At 50.9% G+C, this 19,627-nt stretch carries 19 protein-coding genes; 9 read left to right on the forward strand and 10 right to left on the reverse strand.

Going from position 1 to position 19,627, the window contains the following annotated elements; translation table 11 throughout:
* Positions 1–35: 35 nt before the first annotated feature.
* Positions 36–1,892, forward strand: a complete 1,857-nt coding sequence (locus ACO08I_RS22625) for a mucoidy inhibitor MuiA family protein (RefSeq protein WP_421947184.1) — start codon at positions 36–38, stop codon at positions 1,890–1,892.
* Between the two features lie 43 nt (positions 1,893–1,935).
* On the opposite strand, the gene ACO08I_RS22630 is transcribed toward ACO08I_RS22625, so the two are convergent.
* Both ACO08I_RS22630 and ACO08I_RS22635 read right to left on the reverse strand, forming a co-directional pair.
* A complete protein-coding gene (locus ACO08I_RS22630; protein ID WP_282776227.1) occupies positions 1,936–2,145 on the reverse strand; it encodes a hypothetical protein in 210 nt (69 codons plus the stop codon).
* Positions 2,146–2,211: 66 nt separating this feature from the next.
* Complete coding sequence (locus ACO08I_RS22635; protein WP_282776225.1) at positions 2,212–2,922, reverse strand: SAM-dependent methyltransferase; 711 nt, start codon at positions 2,920–2,922, stop codon at positions 2,212–2,214.
* A gap of 95 nt (positions 2,923–3,017) precedes the next feature.
* Here ACO08I_RS22635 and ACO08I_RS22640 point away from each other — a divergent pair, with 95 nt between their 5' ends.
* The gene (locus tag ACO08I_RS22640) at positions 3,018–3,779 is read left to right on the forward strand and encodes a segregation and condensation protein A (protein ID WP_282776224.1); all 762 of its coding nucleotides are present in this window, start codon (positions 3,018–3,020) and stop codon (positions 3,777–3,779) included.
* A 169-nt stretch (positions 3,780–3,948) separates the two neighbouring features.
* On the opposite strand, the gene ACO08I_RS22645 is transcribed toward ACO08I_RS22640, so the two are convergent.
* Positions 3,949–4,518: a type 1 glutamine amidotransferase domain-containing protein gene (locus tag ACO08I_RS22645; protein ID WP_421947185.1), complete on the reverse strand. Its 570-nt coding sequence runs from the start codon at positions 4,516–4,518 to the stop codon at positions 3,949–3,951.
* A 114-nt stretch (positions 4,519–4,632) separates the two neighbouring features.
* On the opposite strand from ACO08I_RS22645, the gene ACO08I_RS22650 reads away from it, so the two are divergent.
* Entirely contained in the window at positions 4,633–5,469 is an 837-nt protein-coding gene (locus ACO08I_RS22650) for a formate/nitrite transporter family protein (RefSeq protein ID WP_282776219.1), read from the forward strand.
* A gap of 62 nt (positions 5,470–5,531) precedes the next feature.
* On the forward strand, positions 5,532–6,110 hold the full coding sequence (locus ACO08I_RS22655; RefSeq protein WP_421947186.1) for a M23 family metallopeptidase: 579 nt from the start codon (positions 5,532–5,534) through the stop codon (positions 6,108–6,110).
* A gap of 64 nt (positions 6,111–6,174) precedes the next feature.
* On the opposite strand, the gene ettA is transcribed toward ACO08I_RS22655, so the two are convergent.
* From ettA to ACO08I_RS22670, 3 genes are all read right to left on the reverse strand, one after another.
* A complete protein-coding gene (gene ettA, locus ACO08I_RS22660; RefSeq protein WP_282776215.1) occupies positions 6,175–7,854 on the reverse strand; it encodes an energy-dependent translational throttle protein EttA in 1,680 nt (559 codons plus the stop codon).
* Between the two features lie 81 nt (positions 7,855–7,935).
* Positions 7,936–9,282 carry an FtsX-like permease family protein gene (locus ACO08I_RS22665; RefSeq protein ID WP_421947187.1) on the reverse strand — a complete coding sequence of 449 codons (1,347 nt, stop codon included), beginning with the start codon at positions 9,280–9,282 and terminating at the stop codon, positions 7,936–7,938.
* A gap of 3 nt (positions 9,283–9,285) precedes the next feature.
* A complete protein-coding gene (locus ACO08I_RS22670) occupies positions 9,286–9,915 on the reverse strand; it encodes an ABC transporter ATP-binding protein (RefSeq protein ID WP_282776211.1) in 630 nt (209 codons plus the stop codon).
* Between the two features lie 487 nt (positions 9,916–10,402).
* Here ACO08I_RS22670 and ACO08I_RS22675 point away from each other — a divergent pair, with 487 nt between their 5' ends.
* On the forward strand, positions 10,403–10,816 hold the full coding sequence (locus tag ACO08I_RS22675) for a hypothetical protein (RefSeq protein ID WP_282776209.1): 414 nt from the start codon (positions 10,403–10,405) through the stop codon (positions 10,814–10,816).
* 42 nt (positions 10,817–10,858) lie between these two features.
* Here the strand turns inward: ACO08I_RS22675 and ACO08I_RS22680 are convergent, their stop codons facing one another.
* On the reverse strand, positions 10,859–11,524 hold the full coding sequence (locus ACO08I_RS22680; protein WP_282776208.1) for a DUF6036 family nucleotidyltransferase: 666 nt from the start codon (positions 11,522–11,524) through the stop codon (positions 10,859–10,861).
* Positions 11,525–11,761: 237 nt separating this feature from the next.
* Between ACO08I_RS22680 and ACO08I_RS22685 the strand changes: the two genes are divergently transcribed.
* The 3 genes from ACO08I_RS22685 to ileS all read left to right on the forward strand — a co-directional run bounded on the left by ACO08I_RS22685 (position 11,762) and on the right by ileS (position 15,750).
* The gene (locus ACO08I_RS22685) at positions 11,762–11,956 is read left to right on the forward strand and encodes a type II toxin-antitoxin system VapB family antitoxin (protein WP_282776207.1); all 195 of its coding nucleotides are present in this window, start codon (positions 11,762–11,764) and stop codon (positions 11,954–11,956) included.
* The gene (gene vapC, locus ACO08I_RS22690) at positions 11,953–12,339 is read left to right on the forward strand and encodes a type II toxin-antitoxin system VapC family toxin (RefSeq protein WP_282776205.1); all 387 of its coding nucleotides are present in this window, start codon (positions 11,953–11,955) and stop codon (positions 12,337–12,339) included. The genes ACO08I_RS22685 and vapC overlap by 4 nt, the downstream gene beginning before the upstream one ends.
* 99 nt (positions 12,340–12,438) lie before the next feature.
* On the forward strand, positions 12,439–15,750 hold the full coding sequence (ileS, locus tag ACO08I_RS22695) for an isoleucine--tRNA ligase (protein WP_421947188.1): 3,312 nt from the start codon (positions 12,439–12,441) through the stop codon (positions 15,748–15,750).
* An 85-nt stretch (positions 15,751–15,835) separates the two neighbouring features.
* On the opposite strand, the gene ACO08I_RS22700 is transcribed toward ileS, so the two are convergent.
* Positions 15,836–16,042, reverse strand: coding sequence for a helix-turn-helix transcriptional regulator (locus ACO08I_RS22700; RefSeq protein WP_282776203.1), 207 nt, complete (start codon positions 16,040–16,042; stop codon positions 15,836–15,838).
* A complete protein-coding gene (locus ACO08I_RS22705) occupies positions 16,032–16,523 on the reverse strand; it encodes a hypothetical protein (RefSeq protein WP_282776201.1) in 492 nt (163 codons plus the stop codon). Before ACO08I_RS22705 ends, ACO08I_RS22700 begins: the two co-directional genes overlap by 11 nt.
* A 151-nt stretch (positions 16,524–16,674) precedes the next feature.
* On the opposite strand from ACO08I_RS22705, the gene gpmI reads away from it, so the two are divergent.
* Positions 16,675–18,204 carry a 2,3-bisphosphoglycerate-independent phosphoglycerate mutase gene (gene gpmI, locus ACO08I_RS22710; protein ID WP_282776200.1) on the forward strand — a complete coding sequence of 510 codons (1,530 nt, stop codon included), beginning with the start codon at positions 16,675–16,677 and terminating at the stop codon, positions 18,202–18,204.
* 82 nt (positions 18,205–18,286) lie between these two features.
* Here the strand turns inward: gpmI and ACO08I_RS22715 are convergent, their stop codons facing one another.
* Positions 18,287–19,156 (reverse strand): sigma-70 family RNA polymerase sigma factor, encoded by an 870-nt coding sequence (locus ACO08I_RS22715; protein WP_044149981.1) that lies wholly within the window; start codon positions 19,154–19,156, stop codon positions 18,287–18,289.
* Positions 19,157–19,627 lie beyond the last annotated feature (471 nt).

Consider the following 19,627-nt stretch of genomic DNA (forward strand, 5'->3'; position numbering starts at 1 on the left):
GAAAGGCTTACTCACCCCCTAAAACTTTAACCGCTATGAAAACGCTTTTTCTCTCCCTGATCCTGCTTTGTGCACTGAGCACCCTCTACGCTCAGTCCGGGCTCACCGTTGATTCCAAAATTGGGCATGTTACCGTCTACCGGCAGGGAGCGCAGGTTACCCGCACTGCTACGGTCGAATTGACGGCAGGGGAGACGCAGTTGCTGTTCAAAAAACTGCCCTTCCAATTGCAGGAAGAAAGTTTGCAGCTGAAGATCGATCAGTCCGTCACCGTAGTCTCAATTGCGCAGGAAGTCAACTACCTGAATGAAGCGGATTCAGATAGCCTGACCGCAGTCCTGCAGGAGCAGCAACTGACATTAAGAGACAGCTTACAGGCTTTATCCAACCGGTCACAGGTTTATGTACGCGAGCGTGACCTGCTCCTGGCGAACCAATCGCTGGGCGGCAATAATGGCGTAGCGGTGGATGAACTGGAGCGGGCCGCCGTATTGTACCGTACCCGGTTAATGGATATTGAGGGGCACCTGCAGCGTATCCGGCAGCAATCGGTCGTGTATAAAAAGCAGATGGTCCGGCTGGGCAATCAACTCCTGGAGCTAAACGCCAAATCAGAGGCGGATCCCGAAGTCATTGTCAAAGTCGTGGTGAACACCCCCAAAGCCATACCGGCAGAAGTGGAGCTTCAGTATGTGGTGCCCAAGGCTGGCTGGGACCCTTTTTACAATATCCGGGTGGAGGGTACGGAGCAACCGCTGACACTGGACTACAAAGCCAAAGTGTATCAGGATGCCGGGGAGGACTGGCTGAATACCCGCCTGACCCTGTCCACTGGCAATCCTACGGTGAGCAATGTGAAACCCGGGCTAAGCCCTTATTACCTTACCTTCAACAACTACTACGCACCCCCTGCCCGTCAGCCTGTGGCGAACCGTGGCCGCAGTCAGCGGGTGAGCGGGACAGTTCTGGACCAGGAAACCGGGGAACCCCTGATTGGGGCGTCAGTTCTGGTTGAAGGGACTACTATCGGAGCAGTGACGGATATGGAAGGGCGTTTTGAGCTGGAAATACCCGCCGGACAGCCGGCACTGCTGGTCTCCTATGTCGGATACGCTAATCAGCAGGTGGTGGTAATGGGAAGCACCGTTAACGTGCGCCTAAGCTCGAAGGGCATGATGCTGGATGAGGTGATGGTTATGGGCATGGCTTCGGGTGTTAGGAGTAAGAAAGCCCGCCCAAAACCGGAAAAGCCTGCGCCCGTCCCTATCGCTATCGAACAACGGGCGACAAGCACCGAATTCGAAATCGAACTTCCTTATACTATCCCGGCAGACCATCAGCCCTACGATGTGCACATGGCGACTTACGAAGTGCCGGCCAACTACCATTATGCCCTTGTACCTAAACTATCCAAAGAGGCCTACCTGATTGCCGAAATCACTGATTGGTCGCAGTACAGCCTGCTCAATGGAGATGCCAACCTGTTTTTCAAAGGTACTTATCAGGGCGATACTTATCTGGATATGGCCGCTTTCGAGGATACCCTGTCCCTGTCTGTCGGGCGCGACGAAGACATCATCGTCAAACGCGAGCGGGTGCGGGATCAATCGCGTACCAGCTTTCTGGGCAGCAATAAAACCGTAGAGCGCAGCTGGAAAACCACCATCCGCAATACCAATAGCTATCCGGTGTCACTGCGGGTAGAAGATCAGTATCCCCTACCCAAAGATGACGATATTAAGGTGGTCCAATTGGGGCATGAAGGCGGTAAGCTTAATGAGGCAACCGGGACGGTCACCTGGTCTTTCAACCTTCCGGCAGGTGCTACCGCTGAGCGCACGCTGAAGTACGCGGTACGCTACCCGAAAAAGCAGCGGTTGCTGGTGGATTGATGGAGGACTAGTCTTCGAGGTAGCTCAAGAAATCCTCGAATCTTTATCGGAGCTCATTTATAGAAGATTGGGCGACGTTAGCAGATTTTTTCCCGGCTCTAATATCTTTCAATTCTGAAACAGCCGCTTTCAGCTCACTGATAAGTGATGCTTTCTCTTCGCTGAGGGGCTCGGTACGCACATAGTTAAGTCCCTTTAGCACTTCTAAAAGGTGTATGGCTTTATCATCGTCAATGTCCAGTAGTACTTTCATTGTATTAATGTTGAACAGGTTCGCAAGATCTCTAAAATAATACAAAATCAGAAAAGTCATAGTTCCCTACTTCCCTACCAAAAAAATGGCCGGCCGCTTGTGCAAATCCGGCATCTTTGTCTTGCGCCACTGTGCGATGGTGAGCGTGCGCACGTACTCGGTGGGCAAGGTAAGGTCCGCCGCGATGCAAAACAGCATATCGGGGGAAAGGGTGTTGATGGCCGTTTCAATCAGGCTCATATTCCGGTAGGGCGTTTCTATGAAAATCTGCGTCTGGGTATGCTTGAACACCCGCTGCTCCAGAAATTTGAGTTCTTTTTGCAGCTCTGGCTTTTTGGGCGGCAGGTAGCCGTGGAAGCAAAAGTTTTGCCCGTTCATGCCGGAGGCCATCAGCCCCAGCAAAATAGACGACGGCCCAACGAGGGGCACTACCTCAATACCCCGCTGATGTGCCGTTTGTACGACAATAGCGCCGGGGTCAGCGACGCCCGGGCAGCCGGCTTCGGAGAGGAGACCTATGTCTTTGCCCTGTTCGGCATCGGCCAGGAAGCGCTGCCGGTCCTCCGGGGGCGTATGCTTGGTAATTTCGTAAAAGGTCAGCTCACTGAAGGGCTTAACGGGGTCGGTCGCCTTGATAAAGCGGCGGGCGGTCTTGGCGCGCTCGGCAATGAAGATATCCAACCGGTGCAAGATGTCAATGACGTGCTGCGGCAGTGTGTGTTCTGCGCCTTCTCCGAGCGGGGCGGGGATGAGATAGAGTTTTCCTTTGTTCGGCATGGCAACGCTAAAGTTGTTACTTTTGTAGAAATTCAAAAGTAGCGATAATGCCGCAGCCTAAATAGCTTAATGGAGCCTCAAATCCCATTCGACTTATGAGCGACGCATCTTACACCATAAAACTGCCTCAGTTCGAAGGCCCTTTTGACCTGCTGCTCTTCTTCATTGAGCGGGACGAGCTGGATATCAATGATATTCCGATCGCCAAAATCACCGACGACTTCCTGGCTTACATCCGGCAGATGGAGGAGATGAATATCGATCTGGCCAGTGAATTTATCCTGGTGGCAGCTACGCTTTGCCGCATCAAAGCAAAAATGCTCATCCCCCGCAAGCCGGTGGACGAGGAAGGCAACGAAATAGACCCCCGGGAGGAGCTCGTACAGCGCCTGATCGAATACAAACGCGTCAAAAGCGTACTGGAGGAAATGCGGCAGATGGAAGCCCGCCGCGCCAAGCAGTCCTACCGTGGCAATGTCACCAAAGAACTACACAGTATCGCCACTAAAGCACTGGTAGATGCGGAGCTGGAATCCGTTACCCTTTTCAAGCTGCTTCGTGCCTTTGAGCGTATCGTGGAGCGTTTTGAGTATGCCAACCCCAAAACGGTACATCAGATTGTGCAGTTTAGTTACACCATAGAAGGGCAGCAGGAACACATCTTCTCCCGGATTCAGGGTGGGCGTCGTGCCACTTTTACTGAGGTTTTCAGCGCCTGCCGCAATCGGATTCATGCTATTGTCACCTTTCTGGCGCTGCTGGAATTGCTTAACTTACAGGAAATCCGAATCACGGTAGGGCTGGGCTACAATAACTTTTGGGTGGAGGAATACCGGGCATCGGAGGAAGAAGAGTGATCATTAGTGCGGGCGAACCTGGCCTGGGGATACATTATCAGTATTGATGGGATTGCTCCCTTCCCGGAGTCAGGAAGGCCTATTTGGGCTTGAAAGAGGAAAGGGGCACTCCATGCGCATGGAGTGCCCCTTTCTGATAAATTTAGGTTGTTTTTCAAAAAGTCAGTCCCTAAACGGAAGAACTGCTCGGCGTTTCGGTAAGCAATTGCTCGATAAATCTATGGCTGAATGCGTCAAGATCGCCTGGATTGCGGCTGGTGGTGATGAGACCGTCTGTCACAACCTCTTCATTAACCCAGTTTGCCCCGGCGTTTTCCAGGTCGGTGCGTATGGACTCGAAAGAAGTCACCGTGCGGCCGTTTACCAATTCGGCTTCAATAAGCAGCCATGGTGCATGGCAGATTGCTGCAATCGGTTTGTTTAGCTCCACAAAGCCTCTAATGAAGTCTGTAACGTGCGGGTACCGGCGGAGCTTGTCCGGATTTATCACGCCACCGGGTAAAACCAGACCAGTGTATTCTGCCGGATTGGCGCGGTCCACAGCAATATCCACATGAACGGGGGTGATCGCCCAGTTGCCTTTTTCCCAGCCTCTGATTTGTCCCTCTGAAAGGCTGATGATGTGTACCGTTGCCCCTTCCGAGATTAAAGCTTTCATGGGCTCCTGCAACTCAGATTGTTCAAATCCATCGGTTGCCAGAATAGCAACTTTGTTGTCGTTTAGTTTCCGGTTGTTCATGGTTCAAAATTTACTCTTCAACGATAAGTGCCGGGCTATGTTTACTGCTAATTTTTGAGTTCGAACATCAATTGTGCTTTCTGCGCTCTATTGTAGTACACCAACACTAATAATGTGAACAGGAAACTATTGCGTAGGGACAAAAGGAAAGAAAAAATCAAAAAGGAATCGCAGGAAACAGTGACCCGGCCAAAGTCGATGGAGCGGATCGTCAAAGAACAGATTGAGGAGAGCATGGAGGAGTACCGCCGAAGCAACAAGGCGCTGTTTCTCTCTGCTTTGACTGCCGGGCTGGACCTGGGGTTTAGCTTGCTGGTGATCGGTGTATTGTACACCATGTTCAATGACCAGTTGTCCATGGAGGTCATGCAGGTTGTGCTGGCCCTTGCATACCCAATTGGTTTCATCTTCGTCATTCTTGGGCGCTCCGCTCTGTTTACGGAGCATACCACTTTAGCTGTGTTGCCCGTTCTAAACGGGCGGGAGTCCCTCAAAGACCTAAGCAGGATTTGGGGGATTATTTATCTGGGCAATCTCATAGGAGGTTACATTATTGGGGCGGCGATCGCTTACATTGGGCCAAGGCTGGGGCTAGTCACCTACGATGCGCTCGAAGATATTGCTAAGCATCTCATTGATTTTTCAGCACCTTTAATACTTGTAAGCGCCATTCTCGCGGGCTGGCTTATGGGGCTGGTGTCCTGGCTGGCCACATCTTCCAAGGAAACCATCGCCCGCATCTTTGTAGTCGTGATCGTAACTGCTGTAATCGGGCTGGGAGGGCTGCACCATAGTATTGTTGGCTCCACAGAGGTATTTGCCGGTATGCTGTCTTCCGATGAAATTAGCCTGTCAGATTATTTTGTGACCCAGCTATGGTCTACGATTGGTAATATTATCGGCGGGGTGTTTTTTGTCTCCATTTTGAAATACCAGGTGACTCAGGATTAAAGCAGTAGACCATGTTCACCTTTTTGGCAATAATCCAGCTCCGAAAACAGTTATGTCGGTCTATGAATTGGGAAAACTTTAAGCTTCTGACTTATTTCCTGCTGTTGCTCCTGGCTTTTGGCCCACTCATTTACATGGGCAGCGGGAGCCGTTATGAGCATCAGGTTGAAACAGCTGTGCATGAGTACGTAGTGCAGGTAGCTCAGGGTAGTAGCCATCAGCCTGAAAATGTGCTTGCAGGCAACCACCCCTTTCTCTTCCCCGTGGCCAGTAAGAGCCCGCGCCACATCATTTCCAGGTTTGGTGATGCCCGTGGCGGCCGTAAGCATCAAGGCATTGATATCAAGGCAGACCGGGGCACGCCGGTATTAGCTATTGCAAAAGGAACAGTTGAGCGGGTCAAGGATGGCGGCAATGGCGGCAGGCAGGTGTGGCTGCGGCTTCGGGACAGTACGATGGTTTTTTACGCCCACCTCGATGAGCAGTGGGTGGAAGCCGGTGAAGAAGTCAATGCAGGGCAGGCGATCGGTAGTGTTGGAAATACAGGCAATGCGCGGTATACCACTCCGCACCTGCACTTCGAGATTATACTGCCTGACAAGGGAGAAGTAGACCCTGCTCAGTTTTACAAAGGAGCCTAAAAAAGCAAAAGACGCTCCGGTCATCTTTCCGAAGCGTCTTCTTTGCACCTTTACAATGGTAAATCTACCGGTTGATTACATTCTTAAACCGGGGGCGCTTAGGCTTGTTATCGCCCTGCTCTTCTTTTTTCCTGGCTTCATATTGAGAATAATTGCCTTCAAAGAAGACCGGCTCTTCGTCGTAGTCAAAGGAAAGGATATGCGTGGCCAGGCGGTCGATAAACCAGCGGTCGTGTGAAATCACCAGGACACAGCCGGCAAAATTATCCAGCGCATCCTCCAGCGCCCGGAGTGTGTTTACATCAATATCGTTGGTCGGCTCATCCAGCAGGAGGACGTTCCCACCCTCCTTGAGAGTCATGGCCAGGTGTACCCGGTTGCGTTCTCCACCGGAAAGCACGCCCAGCTTTTTCTGCTGATCCTGGCCCGTGAAGTTGAAGCGGCTGATGTAAGCCCGGGCATTCATGGTGTGGTTGCCAATTTCCAGGATTTCATTCCCATCCGAGATGGCCTGATGAACGGTTTTGTCTCCGTCCTGTAAATCTTCGTGGCTTTGATCTACATAGGAGAGATCCACAGTATCTCCGATAATGACCTCGCCGGCATCCGGTGCTTCCTTGCCCATGATGGTCCGGAAGAGCGTCGACTTACCGGCACCATTGGGGCCAATGATGCCCACTACGGCATTGCGCGGAATTTCCAAGTCTAAATTTTCGAAAATGGTGCGGTCACCGTATTTTTTAGTTACGCCTTTCAGCTCAATGACTTTATCGCCCAGTCGTTGTCCGGGTGGGATGTAGAGCTCAAGCTTAGCTTCCTGCTCTTTGCCGCTCTCACTGGCGAGTTTTTCATAAGCGTTCAGACGGGCTTTGCCTTTGGCTTGCCGTGCCTTGGGTGCCATTTTGATCCAGTCCAGTTCGCGTTGGAGGGTTTTGCGGCGTTTGCTTTCGGCTTTTTCTTCCTGCTCCAGGCGCTTGGCTTTCTGCTCCAGCCAGGAAGAGTAGTTCCCTTTCCATGGAATGCCTTCACCCCGGTCGAGCTCCAGAATCCAGCCCGCCACATTATCCAGGAAGTAGCGGTCGTGGGTCACAGCGATGACCGTACCGGGGAAGTTTTGCAGGTATTGTTCCAGCCAGTCCACCGATTCAGCATCGAGGTGGTTGGTGGGCTCATCGAGGAGCAGGATATCCGGGTTGCTCAGTAGCAGGCGCGCCAGGGCCACCCGGCGGCGTTCTCCACCTGAGAGCACGCTGACGGGCGCATCATCGGGCGGGCAGCGCAGGGCTTCCATTGCGGTGTTGATGCGGTTGTCCAGCTCCCAGGCATTTTGGTGTTCGAGCTGTTCCATCATATCGCCCTGCTGCTCAATGAGTTTATTCATCTCATCGTCGCTCATGGGCTCCGAGAATTTCAGGTTGATGGCTTCGTAGGCTTTGAGCAGGTCGACAATATCCTGCACGCCTTCTTCCACCACTTCGCGCACCGTCTTATCCGGATCGAGCTCCGGTTCCTGCTCCAGCATGCCGATCTTGTAGCTGCCGTCAAAGCTGATTTTGCCTTCGTAGTTCTCATCCTTGCCTGCAATGATCTTGAGCAGGGTAGACTTACCGGAGCCGTTGAGGCCAAGCACGCCAATTTTGGCGCCGTAGAAGAAGCTCAGCCAGATATTATTTAGAACCTTTTTGGATGGAGGGAAGGTCTTGGAGACCCCTTCCATCGAAAAAATAATTTTTTCGTCAGACATAGGCGGTTTTTAAGTTGAGCGGATAAAGATAGCAGAACAGTTGGGTTCAGCAAACCCAAACAGCGTGCTTTTTAACAAGGCTTACCCATCCGCCAGCGTATCCGAGATGTCCATCCCCTGCACCTGCAAAGCGGGTATCAATGCGGCTACCAAACCGATTAGCAGTGCGCCGCCCAGCAGGTAGGCTTCCTCCACCAAAAAGTTGGTCCAGGAGAAGGTGTATTGGTATGTTTCCTTCATCTGATCTGCCAGCAGGTACATAGCGCCATGACTGAGCGCCATGCCCAGCAGGTATCCCAGCACCGCCAGCAGCAGCCCTTCCAGTATGATCAGCGCCAGCAGCCTGCCCCGGGAAGCCCCCATTACCCGCATCAGCGCCAGCTCGTAGCGCCGTTCCTTGAGGGAACTGTATAGCGAAATGAAAATACTCAGCCCGGAGACAATGATGATCACTATAGCCAGCCAGCGTAAGGCTTTCGTACCAGTGCCCATTAGGGCATAGAGGCGGTTGATTTCAATGGCAGGTGTGGCGGCCTGCATCTCGGTGTTTTCGTTGATGGCGCGCTGCATATTGAGCGCCTGTATGTTGTGCCCTTTAAACTTCACCAGGATGGAGGTGATTTGCTTGTCTTTGTAGGCCAGCAGGTCTTCAGGGTAGGGTTCGGCGTTGCCGGAACTGTGGTCGTGACGGTGTTCGCTATCGCCGTGATCGTGCCCCTCGTGGTCATGATCTTCGTGGCTGTGCCCTTCATGATCGGGATCGTCTTCCTCTTGGTTAAGCGCTTCTTCATCCTCGTGTCCATGTTCGTGCACGGCCCAGGGGCTGGAGAATCGGGTGAGCAGCAGTTGGTCAATCACGGAACCTGTAGGTGCAAGAATGCCCACAATAATAAACGACTCTGCGTCCTCGTGAATGAGGTCCTCATTTTGATCAAATCCATGGGAACTCTTAAAAGTATCCCCGATCTTAAGCCCCAGTTCATCGGCTACAGCAGCGCCGGCAACCACCTCCAGGGTCTTGCTCCACATTTGCCCTTCGGCTATCCGGGCATTGTACAGATCCAGTATTTCCGGTTCCGTACCCACCACCCGGAAGCCACGGTGGCTGTCGCCCAATGACAAAGGGATGCTGGTTTCGATAATGGGATGTCCTTCCCGCAGGAAAGGAGTCGCCGCTTTAATAGGGATATTCCCGGTAGGCGCATCAATATGGTACATGCTGCTGAGGATGAGCTGCAGGGGGCTGCCTTTGGCGCCGATGACCAGGTCGACGCCGGCCAGATTTTTTTCAAACTTTTCCTGCAGTTGGTCATTCAGCACGAGTAGAAGGGAGATAAGGCCCACGCCCAGCCCGAAGAGGACGAGGCTGAGGAGCATATTTAGCGGTTTATTGGTCAGGTTTTTCCAGCTCAGTTTTAAGAGGTTCATGCGCTAGTCGATTGAGATTTGGTGGGAAATGTGGTCTTTGAGGCGGGCGTCGTGGGTGACGACCAGTAGGGTGGCGTCTACGGCTTGTGCCTGTTCTTCCAGCAGCTCAATGACCTGTTTGCAGTTGCTGTCGTCCAGGGCTGAGGTTGGCTCATCGGCAAGGATGACCGCCGGCTGATTGATGATGGCCCTGGCTATGGATGCCCGCTGTTTTTCACCTACGCTCAACTGGGAAGGCTTGGACCGCAGTTTGTGCTCCAGCCCCAGCCGGCTAAGCAGTTCGCGAATGCGCTCCCTGTTTACCTTCATGCCCGCCAGGCTCTGGGCGAGTGCCAGGTTGTCGCCCACGCTGAGGCTCTGCACAAAGTGCGCCGTTTGGAAAATAATGCCGATATGCTGTCCGCGGAACTGATCGAGGGCACTGCGGGAAAGTTGGTTCATCTCTGTATCGCCCAGTACGATGCGGCCTTCCTTTGGAGAGAGCAGCCCGCCCAAAAGGTGGAGCAGGGTCGTTTTCCCACTGCCGGACTCCCCCAGCACCAGCCAGTGCTCGCCTTTGGCGCAGTCAATGTTTGGAAATCGGAGCGGCGGGCTGCCGGCATAGGCGTAGCCCAGGTTTTCGGTTTTGAGCATAGAGGTATTGTTTATAAACAGGGAACAAAGATAAGGGGATTAGGATGGAAGGGAGACAGGATTTTTCGGGATATGTTGTGAAATGCCAGCGTGTCTGCCGGGACTTAGCATTGCCTTCGCAGGTTTTGTGTTTTTTTGTGTTTTATTTTTGGATAATAAAACAATAAAAGCTAATTTTAAAAATCACTAATGATAGCTCCTCAATTATGAACCGGAAAAAGGAAGTTTTCCAGCCTGACGACCGTTTCTTTAAGCAAGCAATGGGAAAGAAATATTTGCTGAAAGTCCCTATTTCGATCAAGTAGAACCCTATCTTCCTGATTTTCGTTTCTTATTCACTGATATTTCGAAGATAGCCCCCGAAGAATTATTGAAGCTTGAGCTAAGCTACTTTCGAAGTGCGATGCTTTCCATGGGGTTGCGGCACCGCCCACAGTTGATTTTACAATACATTACTGCTATCTTAGAAGGAATAAAAGGAGAGCGTATGGAAGCAGTGATGACGTTCACCCTTGCTGTTATGGAGCGTTCTCCTGCGCAGTTCATGGAAGCCTTGGAAAACTTAACCTTTACAACAAAACCAGAAGCAATGAGTACCTTAGAAATGCTAAAGGAAGAAGTTCGTCAGGAAGGCCGTCAGGAGGGTCGTCAGTGGGAGCGCGTTCTTCACTTATTAAAAACGGCGGCTAAATTCCCGCAAATGGAAGCCCCGGAGCTGGCGGAGTTTACTGATTTGCCGCTAACTGCGATTCAGGGGTTTCAACAACAACTATCATCCGGTAATCCGGAAGCTGTAATGCAATATCTGGAAAAAGAGCTCTTAGGGCATATGACTCTGGAAGCAGAAGAACGGTATACGCTTAAGCAGGCAGTTGCAGCTGTGTTACCATTGCGACAGTAGTGGAGTAAGGAAGTACCCGGTTCCGATGGCTGGGGTTTTGCGCTAAACGTCCGGATTAGAAGTTAAGTGCCGGATGTCATTAAAGTCTTTAGCCCTGCCGGCTGCTTTTTTAGCAGCAATTAAATCCTCCAGGCAGAGCATTTTGACAGAAAGGTCATCCCCCAGGTTGAAGACGTCTGCCTGAGCAAAAGCTTTGCTGAACTCCAGTCCTTTCACTTGAGTCATAATATCGATAGCTATGGGTGGAACCCCGAAGGTAAAGACATCCATTTCTCCGGTTTGCAGGAAATTCTCTTCACTCATATCAAAAATGGGCATCCGGAAATCATCGAAAGCACCAAGCAGGTGATTGTAATTTTCTAGTGTTGGGTTTACCCAAATATCTAAATCGCCAGTGCTCCTTTGATAACCATGCAGTACCACTGCATAGCCCCCGGCAAGTATGTATTCAACTTTATTTTGGTTCAGGGCTTGAATAAATTCCAGAAAATCCTGATAGAGGTAATTGCTCTTCATCCGACGCCGGGCTTTAAAGGCAGATTTATCCATTTTCGGTGGGCCACTTTGTGCAAGGCCATATACCTGTGCATTTAGGTACAGCAAGGCGCGCAACCGCTCCTTAGGGGCTTTAGCAAGCCAATAGGCAAGTTGGTCATCAGCCTCCGCTGCAGTTTGCTGTTTGAATGCGGTTCGGTCAAGCCGGTACAAAATCTGCTTGCTTTTGTGAGTGAAAAATCTTAAAATTGTAAAATAATCGTTTACGACGTATGTATCAAGCCGCTACCATAATTATCAGCATTATTACCGCTCCGGCTCATCCGCCAGGCTGCTGATGTTTTTGTAACGCCTGATACATCAGGAAAGCGCTGTCGGATAAGGTTCGGCAGCGCTTTTTTTTTATTTTTGCGCCGGTTTATCTTAACCGGAACATATAAACTCAAAATTATGGAAGTCAAGGTTAAGGTTGATGATCAGCTTGTGCAGTCTGCCCTGCAATTAAGTGGCTTAGGGACACAAAAAGAAGTGGTGGAAGAAGCTTTGAAAGCATTTGTCCAACTCCTGCAACAAAAAAGTATTAAATCACTTCGGGGTAAGCTCAATTGGGAGGGAGACTTGGATGCAATGAGGACTGACCCATGATTATAGTGGACAGTTCTGTTTGGGTCGATTACTTTAATGGTCAAAGCAATACTCAAACGGATAAACTACACGATCTGCTTGGGGCAGAACCTGTTGGGATCGGGAATATCATTTATGCTGAAGTCCTGCAGGGGTTCAGATCAGATGATGATTTTTTAAAGGCAAAAGATGCCCTGGATAAGCTAGTCATTTTCAATATGTCGACTAAACCGATAGCACTTCAGTCTGCTGTTAACTTTAGAAGGCTTAGAAAACAAGGGATAACGGTGAGGAAAACCACCGATATGATAATCGGTACGTTTTGTATCGAAAGCGGCTTCAGGCTGTTGCAGAAAGACAAGGATTTTATACCTCTCGAAAAACTGGGGCTTCAACTGCTGTAAGGTAAAGAAGTGCTAGGCATTATCAGACTTGATTTGGCATCAAAAGCAGGTTTATAAGTCGAACGAGTTAGCAGACACAAAATCGGATAAACAGGAAACATGTATAAAGAATACAAAAAGCTCAACCTCCCGGAAATCGATCAGGATATCCTCAAATTCTGGGAGGACCATGATATCTTTAATAAAAGTGTGGAACAGCGCCCGGCTGAAAACAACTTCGTTTTCTACGAGGGGCCTCCTTCAGCCAACGGGAAGCCCGGTATCCACCACGTGATGGCCCGTACCGTTAAGGACCTCTTCTGCCGCTACCATAGCATGAAGGGGCAGCGCGTGGAGCGTAAAGGCGGATGGGACACCCACGGCCTGCCTATCGAACTGAATGTGGAGAAAGAGCTCGGCATCACCAAAGAGGACATCGGCACCAAAATCACAGTCGAGGAGTACAACGCCAAGTGCCGGGAAACGGTGATGCGCTACAAAGATATGTGGGACAACATCACCCGCAAAATGGGCTATTGGGTAGACCTTGATGATCCCTACATCACCTTCGAAAATGACTATATCGAAACGGTTTGGTGGTTGCTGCAGCAGCTGTACAACAAAGGCCTGCTTTACAAAGGCTTTACCATTCAGCCTTTCTCACCTGCTGCCGGTACTGGTCTGAGCTCCCATGAGCTGAATATGCCCGGCACCTATCAGGATATCAAGGATATCTCCGCCATCGCCCAATTCAAAATCAAGGGCACGGAAGACGAATATTTCCTGGCCTGGACCACCACGCCCTGGACGCTGCCTTCAAACACCGCTCTGGCGGTAGGTAAAAACATCACCTATGTCAAGGTGCGCGCCTACAACCGCTACACCGGTCAGCCGGGTACGGTTATCCTCGCCAAAGACCGCCTGAATAACTACTTCACGGAAGCCAATCCTGGCCTGAAATCAGAGGAGGTAAAGGCAGGCAATAAGCCCATCCCGTACCTGGAAATCCTTGGAGAGGTTAAAGGCAGCGAGCTGGAAGGCATGGAGTATGAGCAACTGATGCCCTATGTGCAGCCTGACAAGCCGGCTTTTAAAGTGCTGCTGGGCGACTTCGTCTCAACAGAGGATGGTACCGGTATCGTCCACATCGCGCCTACTTTTGGTGCGGATGACTTTCAGGTGGCGGCCAAGTACGGCATTCCACCACTGATGGTCAAAGACGAAGGTGGCAATAATATGCCTCTCGTGGACCGGCAGGGGCGCTTTGTACAGGAAGTGGCCGATTTCGCTGGCCGCTACGTCAAAGACTACGGGCAGAAGGAAGAACGCCCGGTCGATGCCGATATCGTTATCAAGCTCAAGGAAGAGAACAAATTGTTCCACTCTGAAAAATACCTGCACTCCTACCCACACTGCTGGCGTACCGACCGCCCTGTGCTTTACTACCCACTCGACAGCTGGTTTGTGAAAGCCACCGCAGCCAAGGAGCGTATGTACGAACTCAATAAAACGATCAACTGGAAGCCGGCCTCTACCGGTGAAAACCGCTTTGGCAAATGGCTGGAGAACCTGCAGGACTGGAACCTCTCCCGCTCCCGCTATTGGGGCATTCCGCTCCCCATCTGGCGTACTGAAGATGCGAAAGAGGAGAAGTGCATCGGTTCTGTGGAAGAGTTGCGCAGGGAAATTGAGAAAGCCAATCAGGCACTCGGCCTAAGCCAGGAAGTGCCGGAGGACCTGCACCGTCCCTACATCGACGATGTTGTCCTGGTATCCGAAAGCGGGCAGGAAATGCGCCGCGAGCCAGACCTTATCGATGTGTGGTTCGACTCCGGCTCCATGCCCTACGCGCAGTGGCACTATCCGTTTGAGAACAAAGACGTATTTGAGCGCAAGTTCCCGGCTAACTTCATTGCAGAGGGCGTTGACCAAACCCGCGGCTGGTTCTATACCCTGCACGCGATCGCCACGATGGTCTTTGACAGTGTGGCATATCAGAATGTCGTATCTAATGGTCTGGTGCTCGATGCGGATGGTAATAAAATGTCCAAAAGTAAGGGCAATGTGGTTGACCCCTTCGGCGCGATTGAAGAGTACGGCGCGGATGCCGTACGCTGGTACATGATGGCGAATGCCAACCCCTGGGACAACCTCAAGTTTTCCCTCGATGGAGTAGGGGAGGTGCAGCGGAAGTTCTTCGGCACCCTATACAACACCTATTCCTTCTTTTCGCTTTACGCGAATATCGATCAGTTTGACAATAGTAAGCCACAGCTGCCACTAGCTGACCGTCAGGAAATCGATCGTTGGATCATCAGCCTGCTTAACAGCCTGGTGAAAGAGGTGGATGAGGACTACAGTAATTACGAGCCAACTCAGGCTGCCCGCAAGATTCAGACCTTTGTGGTAGACAATCTGAGCAACTGGTACGTCCGCCTGTGCCGCCGCCGGTTCTGGAAGCCGTCTCAGCAGCAGAACGGCAAAACCGCAGAGATGGATGCTGATAAACTCGCGGCTTATCAGACCCTCTACGAATGTCTGGTAACCGTCTCGAAACTGCTATCGCCCATCTCCCCTTTCTTCGGCGACTGGCTCTACCGGAACCTCAATCAGGCCACTCAGCTGGAAAACCATGAGTCGGTCCATTTGGCGGATTTCCCAACTGCCGATACGTCCAAAATCGACAAACCCCTGGAGCAGCGCATGGACTACGCCCAGCGGATTTCCTCCCTGACTTTCGCTTTGCGTAAAAAAGAAGACCTCCGGGTACGGCAGCCCCTGCAAAAAATCATGCTGCCGGTGCTGGATAAGTCTTTCCAGGAACAAGTGGACAAAGTCAAGCCGCTCATCGCCGGAGAGGTCAACGTGAAAGATATCGAGTACCTGGACGATACGTCGGGTGTCCTGAAAAAGCGCATCAAGCCGAACTTCAAAACCCTCGGCCGTCGCCTGGGCAAAGACATGAAAGTGGCTGCGCAGGAGATCAACAGTATGTCACAGGAGGATATCGCCAACATCGAGCAAACCGGCAAGTACACGCTGGCTGCGAACGGCAATACCTATGAGCTAACGCTGGAGGATTTCGAAATCACCGCCGAGGATATCCCCGGGCTCCTCGTCGCCAACGACGGTCCGCTCACGGTAGCCCTGGACATCACCCTGACGCCTGAACTGGAAGCAGAAGGCATGGCACGTGATATCGTCAACCGGATCCAGAATATCCGCAAAGACAGCGGCTTCGAGGTGACCGATAAAATTAAGGTCGTCATGGAGCAAGCCGATGCCGTAGCCTCCGCCGTAGCGCAATTTGGCGACTACATCAAAGCCGAAACCCTGACGGCAGACCTGCAACTGTCAGCTGATGTGGCCAATGGGCAGGAAATTGAGCTTCCCGGAGAAGTGAAAGTGCAGATTCAGGTGGAGAAGGCCTAAGTTAGTTTATTCTAAAACTTAGCTAGAGTATGGTGGCGCCCTGAAATGGATCAAGGTGCCACCATTTTTTTTGAATGTGCCTCCTTCACTCCCAATCCTCCTCTTCCAGCTCGAAAAGGGCATTGACCGGTAATTCAAAGATTGCAGACAGGCGCAGTGCCAGAACGGTAGAAGGGACATACTTTCCGGATTCAATGGCATTGATCGTTTGCCGGCTAACTTTTGCCTTCTCAGCCAGGGCTGCCTGTGTGAGATTATGCCGGGCCCGTTCTATTTTTAGCTTATTCTTCATAGTTCATCTCTTTTTCGGCACGGTGCATCATCCAATGAAAACGGACTATAAAGAATAATAGCAACGTAAACATGTTGACCACGATGACCCAGAAAAACGGGAAGCCGTAAATGAAAATAATTGCGAAAATAAGAACACCATAATTGGCATACGTCGCCCATACCAGGGATTCTAAACGGATCCGCTGCACAAACTCATCTTCCTGCGCAGACCCGGAAAAAGCAACTATACCAGCACTGAAAATGATTAACAGGCTTACCAGCTCATCATATACGTTGTTCTCCATCCAGAAGAAAAACTTCCTTTCATCGTCAAAAAGTCCGATCCCTTCTTCAGTTGCAATGCAAAATACATTCCAATCTAGAAATGCAGGAGTCGGCTCCCAGATCAGATACGCTATGCCCAAAGCAAGGGAAGGGACTAGGAGCGCCCAACCCATGCGCTTGAATCGGTGGGGCAATAAAAAATTGTTGGTCCACATAGTTTTTTATTCAAATGTAATCTAAGATTTACTTAATGTCAAGTTTGTTTTACAAAAAGTAAATTTAGATTTACAAAAAATACGCTGCTGTATTAGTGTTTAATCCACACGAAGCTTGCCATAATGCTTTCGGTTTGCTACATTTGTTAGCATGAAGAAAACTCGTGCATTACTCGTAATCCTTGATGGTTGGGGCCATGGCCCGGACCCGAAAGTCAGCGCGATTGCCCAGGGCAATACGCCATTTGTAGACAGCCTTTATGATCAGTACCCTAATGCAGAACTGACGACCTTCGGTGAGCAGGTCGGTTTGCCGGAGGGGCAGATGGGCAATTCTGAAGTCGGTCACCTTAATATTGGCGCCGGCCGGATTGTATATCAGGAGCTCGCGCGTATCAATAAAGCTATTCGCGACGGAGAATTGCAGCAAAACGAAACGCTTGTCGAAGCCATGCAGTATGCCAAAGACAACGGCAAGGCGCTCCACTTCATGGGCCTTGTTTCTGATGGAGGCGTACATTCGCACCACCGCCACCTGATGGCACTTTGTGACGCTGCTGCTGACTTTGGATTGGAAAAAATCTACATCCACGCCTTCACCGATGGGCGGGATACGGACCCCAAGAGTGGAAAAGGCTTCCTAAAGGAGGTCCTGGACCACGTAAAGGGCAAGCCGGTACAGCTGGCTTCTGTAGTCGGGCGGTATTATGCTATGGACCGGGACAAGCGTTGGGAGCGTACCCGGATAGCCTATGATGCGCTCGTCAATGCCAAGGGAGAAGCTACGCAGGATGCCCTGGCCACCATCCAAAACCGCTACGAGTCTGGTGAGACGGATGAGTTCCTGAAGCCAATTATCTGCTCCAACGAGGATGGGAATCCGGTAGCCACCATTCAGGAGGATGATGCAGTGGTCTTCTTCAACTTCCGTACCGACCGCCCCCGTCAGCTGACGATTGTCCTCACGCAGGAAGATTTGTCCGACCACGGCATGCATACGCTGCCGCTGCACTACGTCACGATGACCCGCTACGATGAGACCTACAAGGGCGTCAATGTGATGCTACACAAAAAAGACATCGAAAATACCCTGGGAGAAGTTATTTCCAAAGCCGGGCTTACCCAAACCCGCATTGCAGAAACGGAGAAATACCCCCACGTTACCTTCTTCTTCAACGGTGGCAGGGAGCAGGAATTTGAAGGAGAAAACCGCATTCTTATACCTTCCCCAAAAGTAGCTACCTACGACCTGAAGCCGGAAATGAGCGCAGTGGAAGTCACTGATGCCATCATTGCGGATATAGACGATAATCAACCGGACTTCATCTGCCTGAATTATGCCAACGCTGATATGGTTGGGCACACCGGTGACTTTGAAGCCGCGAAAATTGCTGTAGAAACGGTAGACAAAAGCCTGAGGCGCCTCATTGAGAAGGCACAGGAATACAACTACGAAGCCATAGTGATTGCGGACCATGGCAATTCCGACTTCATGGTCAACGCTGACGGCTCGCCGCATACCGCGCATACCACCAACCCGGTTCCGGTTTTCTATATTGCCGCCGACACGCACGGGCGCAAGGTCAGGGATGGAAAGCTGGGCGATATTGCGCCTACCATTTTGGAGATTTTGGGCATGGATGCTCCAGAGGACATGGACGGAGAGAGCCTGTTTGGGTAAAACGGTCTGAACGGGCAAAAAAAGAACGGGGCAGCGGATATCCGCTGCCCCGTTTTATATGTGGTACTAAGTCTGTTACAAATTAAGCGCCAAGGTAAGACTTCAACAGCTTGCTCCGGTTCGCGGAACGCAGCTTGTTGATGGCCTTGTCCTTGATTTGGCGGACACGCTCCCGTGTCAGGCCAAACTTCTCGCCGATATCTTCCAGTGACATAGGGTGCTCTACACCAATGCCAAAGTAAAGCTTAATCACATCGCACTGACGCTCCGTTAGCGTACTCAGGGAGCGCTCAATTTCGCGGCGCAGTGATTCTTTATAATCCAGCTTGGAGTCTGTATTCGGAGTGCTGCTGTTCTCAAGCACATCGAGCAGGGAGTTGTCTTCCCCTTCCACGAAAGGAGCATCCATGGAAACGTGTCGGGCGGCTACCCCAAGGGTGGTTTCCACTTCCTCGGTAGCAATTTCCAATGTTTCTGCCAGTTCGTCTGCGGATGGTTCACGCTCGTATTCCTGCTCAAGCTCAGAGAAGGCTTTGTTGATCTTGTTTAGAGAACCCACTTTGTTTAGAGGCAGGCGAACAATACGGGACTGCTCTGCCAGTGCCTGCAGGATGGACTGCCGAATCCACCAAACGGCGTAGGAAATAAATTTGAAACCACGGGTCTCATCAAAACGCTGAGCGGCCTTGATCAGTCCCAGGTTACCTTCATTAATAAGGTCACTTAGAGAGAGACCTTGATTCTGATATTGCTTGGCTACGGATACAACGAAGCGCAAGTTGGCTTTGGTCAGCTTCTCCAGAGCTGCCTGATCGCCCTGCTTGATTCGTTTGGCGAGATCCACTTCCTCCTCTGGAGTCAACAAGTCTACCTTGCCAATCTCCTGAAGGTATTTTTCCAGGGATTGACTCTCACGATTAGTAATAGACTTAGTAATCTTAAGCTGTCTCATGTACGCTAAATTTAATTAATGTTTACAAAGGTAGTGTTCTGTACGGTGCAAACCGGAGTAGATATGGTGGGATTCAATCACGTAAGCCAGGCAAATGCCGTGGTCGGAAAAAAGTGTTGCTTGAATTACCTGCATAGTTTTTATGCCCTGCTTTACAAATGCCTTGGTTCTTAAACGGCTTACAGCCCACAAAAATAAGGCTTTTTTGCCTTGAAGTCAATAGCCTCTTAATATAGGCTTAACTTACATACAAGCAACGCCACAACGGCTAAGATAGTTTCCTGCAATCCAAAAACCTGAAAAGAGGATTGAAAATTTTGCTAAGGCAGGCTTCGTGCGCATGGTGTTTGGCTTTGGGTTGTTGCACCCTTATTTGTTATGGGGCGGGCATAGGAGGGGAGGAGCCTTTATTTTTGGAAAAATCATTTTTTTATTCTTTATTGTGGGGCAGCATAGGATGTGTAGCGGTAT

Source organism: Phaeodactylibacter xiamenensis (assembly GCF_965229835.1).
Taxonomy (GTDB): domain Bacteria; phylum Bacteroidota; class Bacteroidia; order Chitinophagales; family Saprospiraceae; genus Phaeodactylibacter; species Phaeodactylibacter xiamenensis.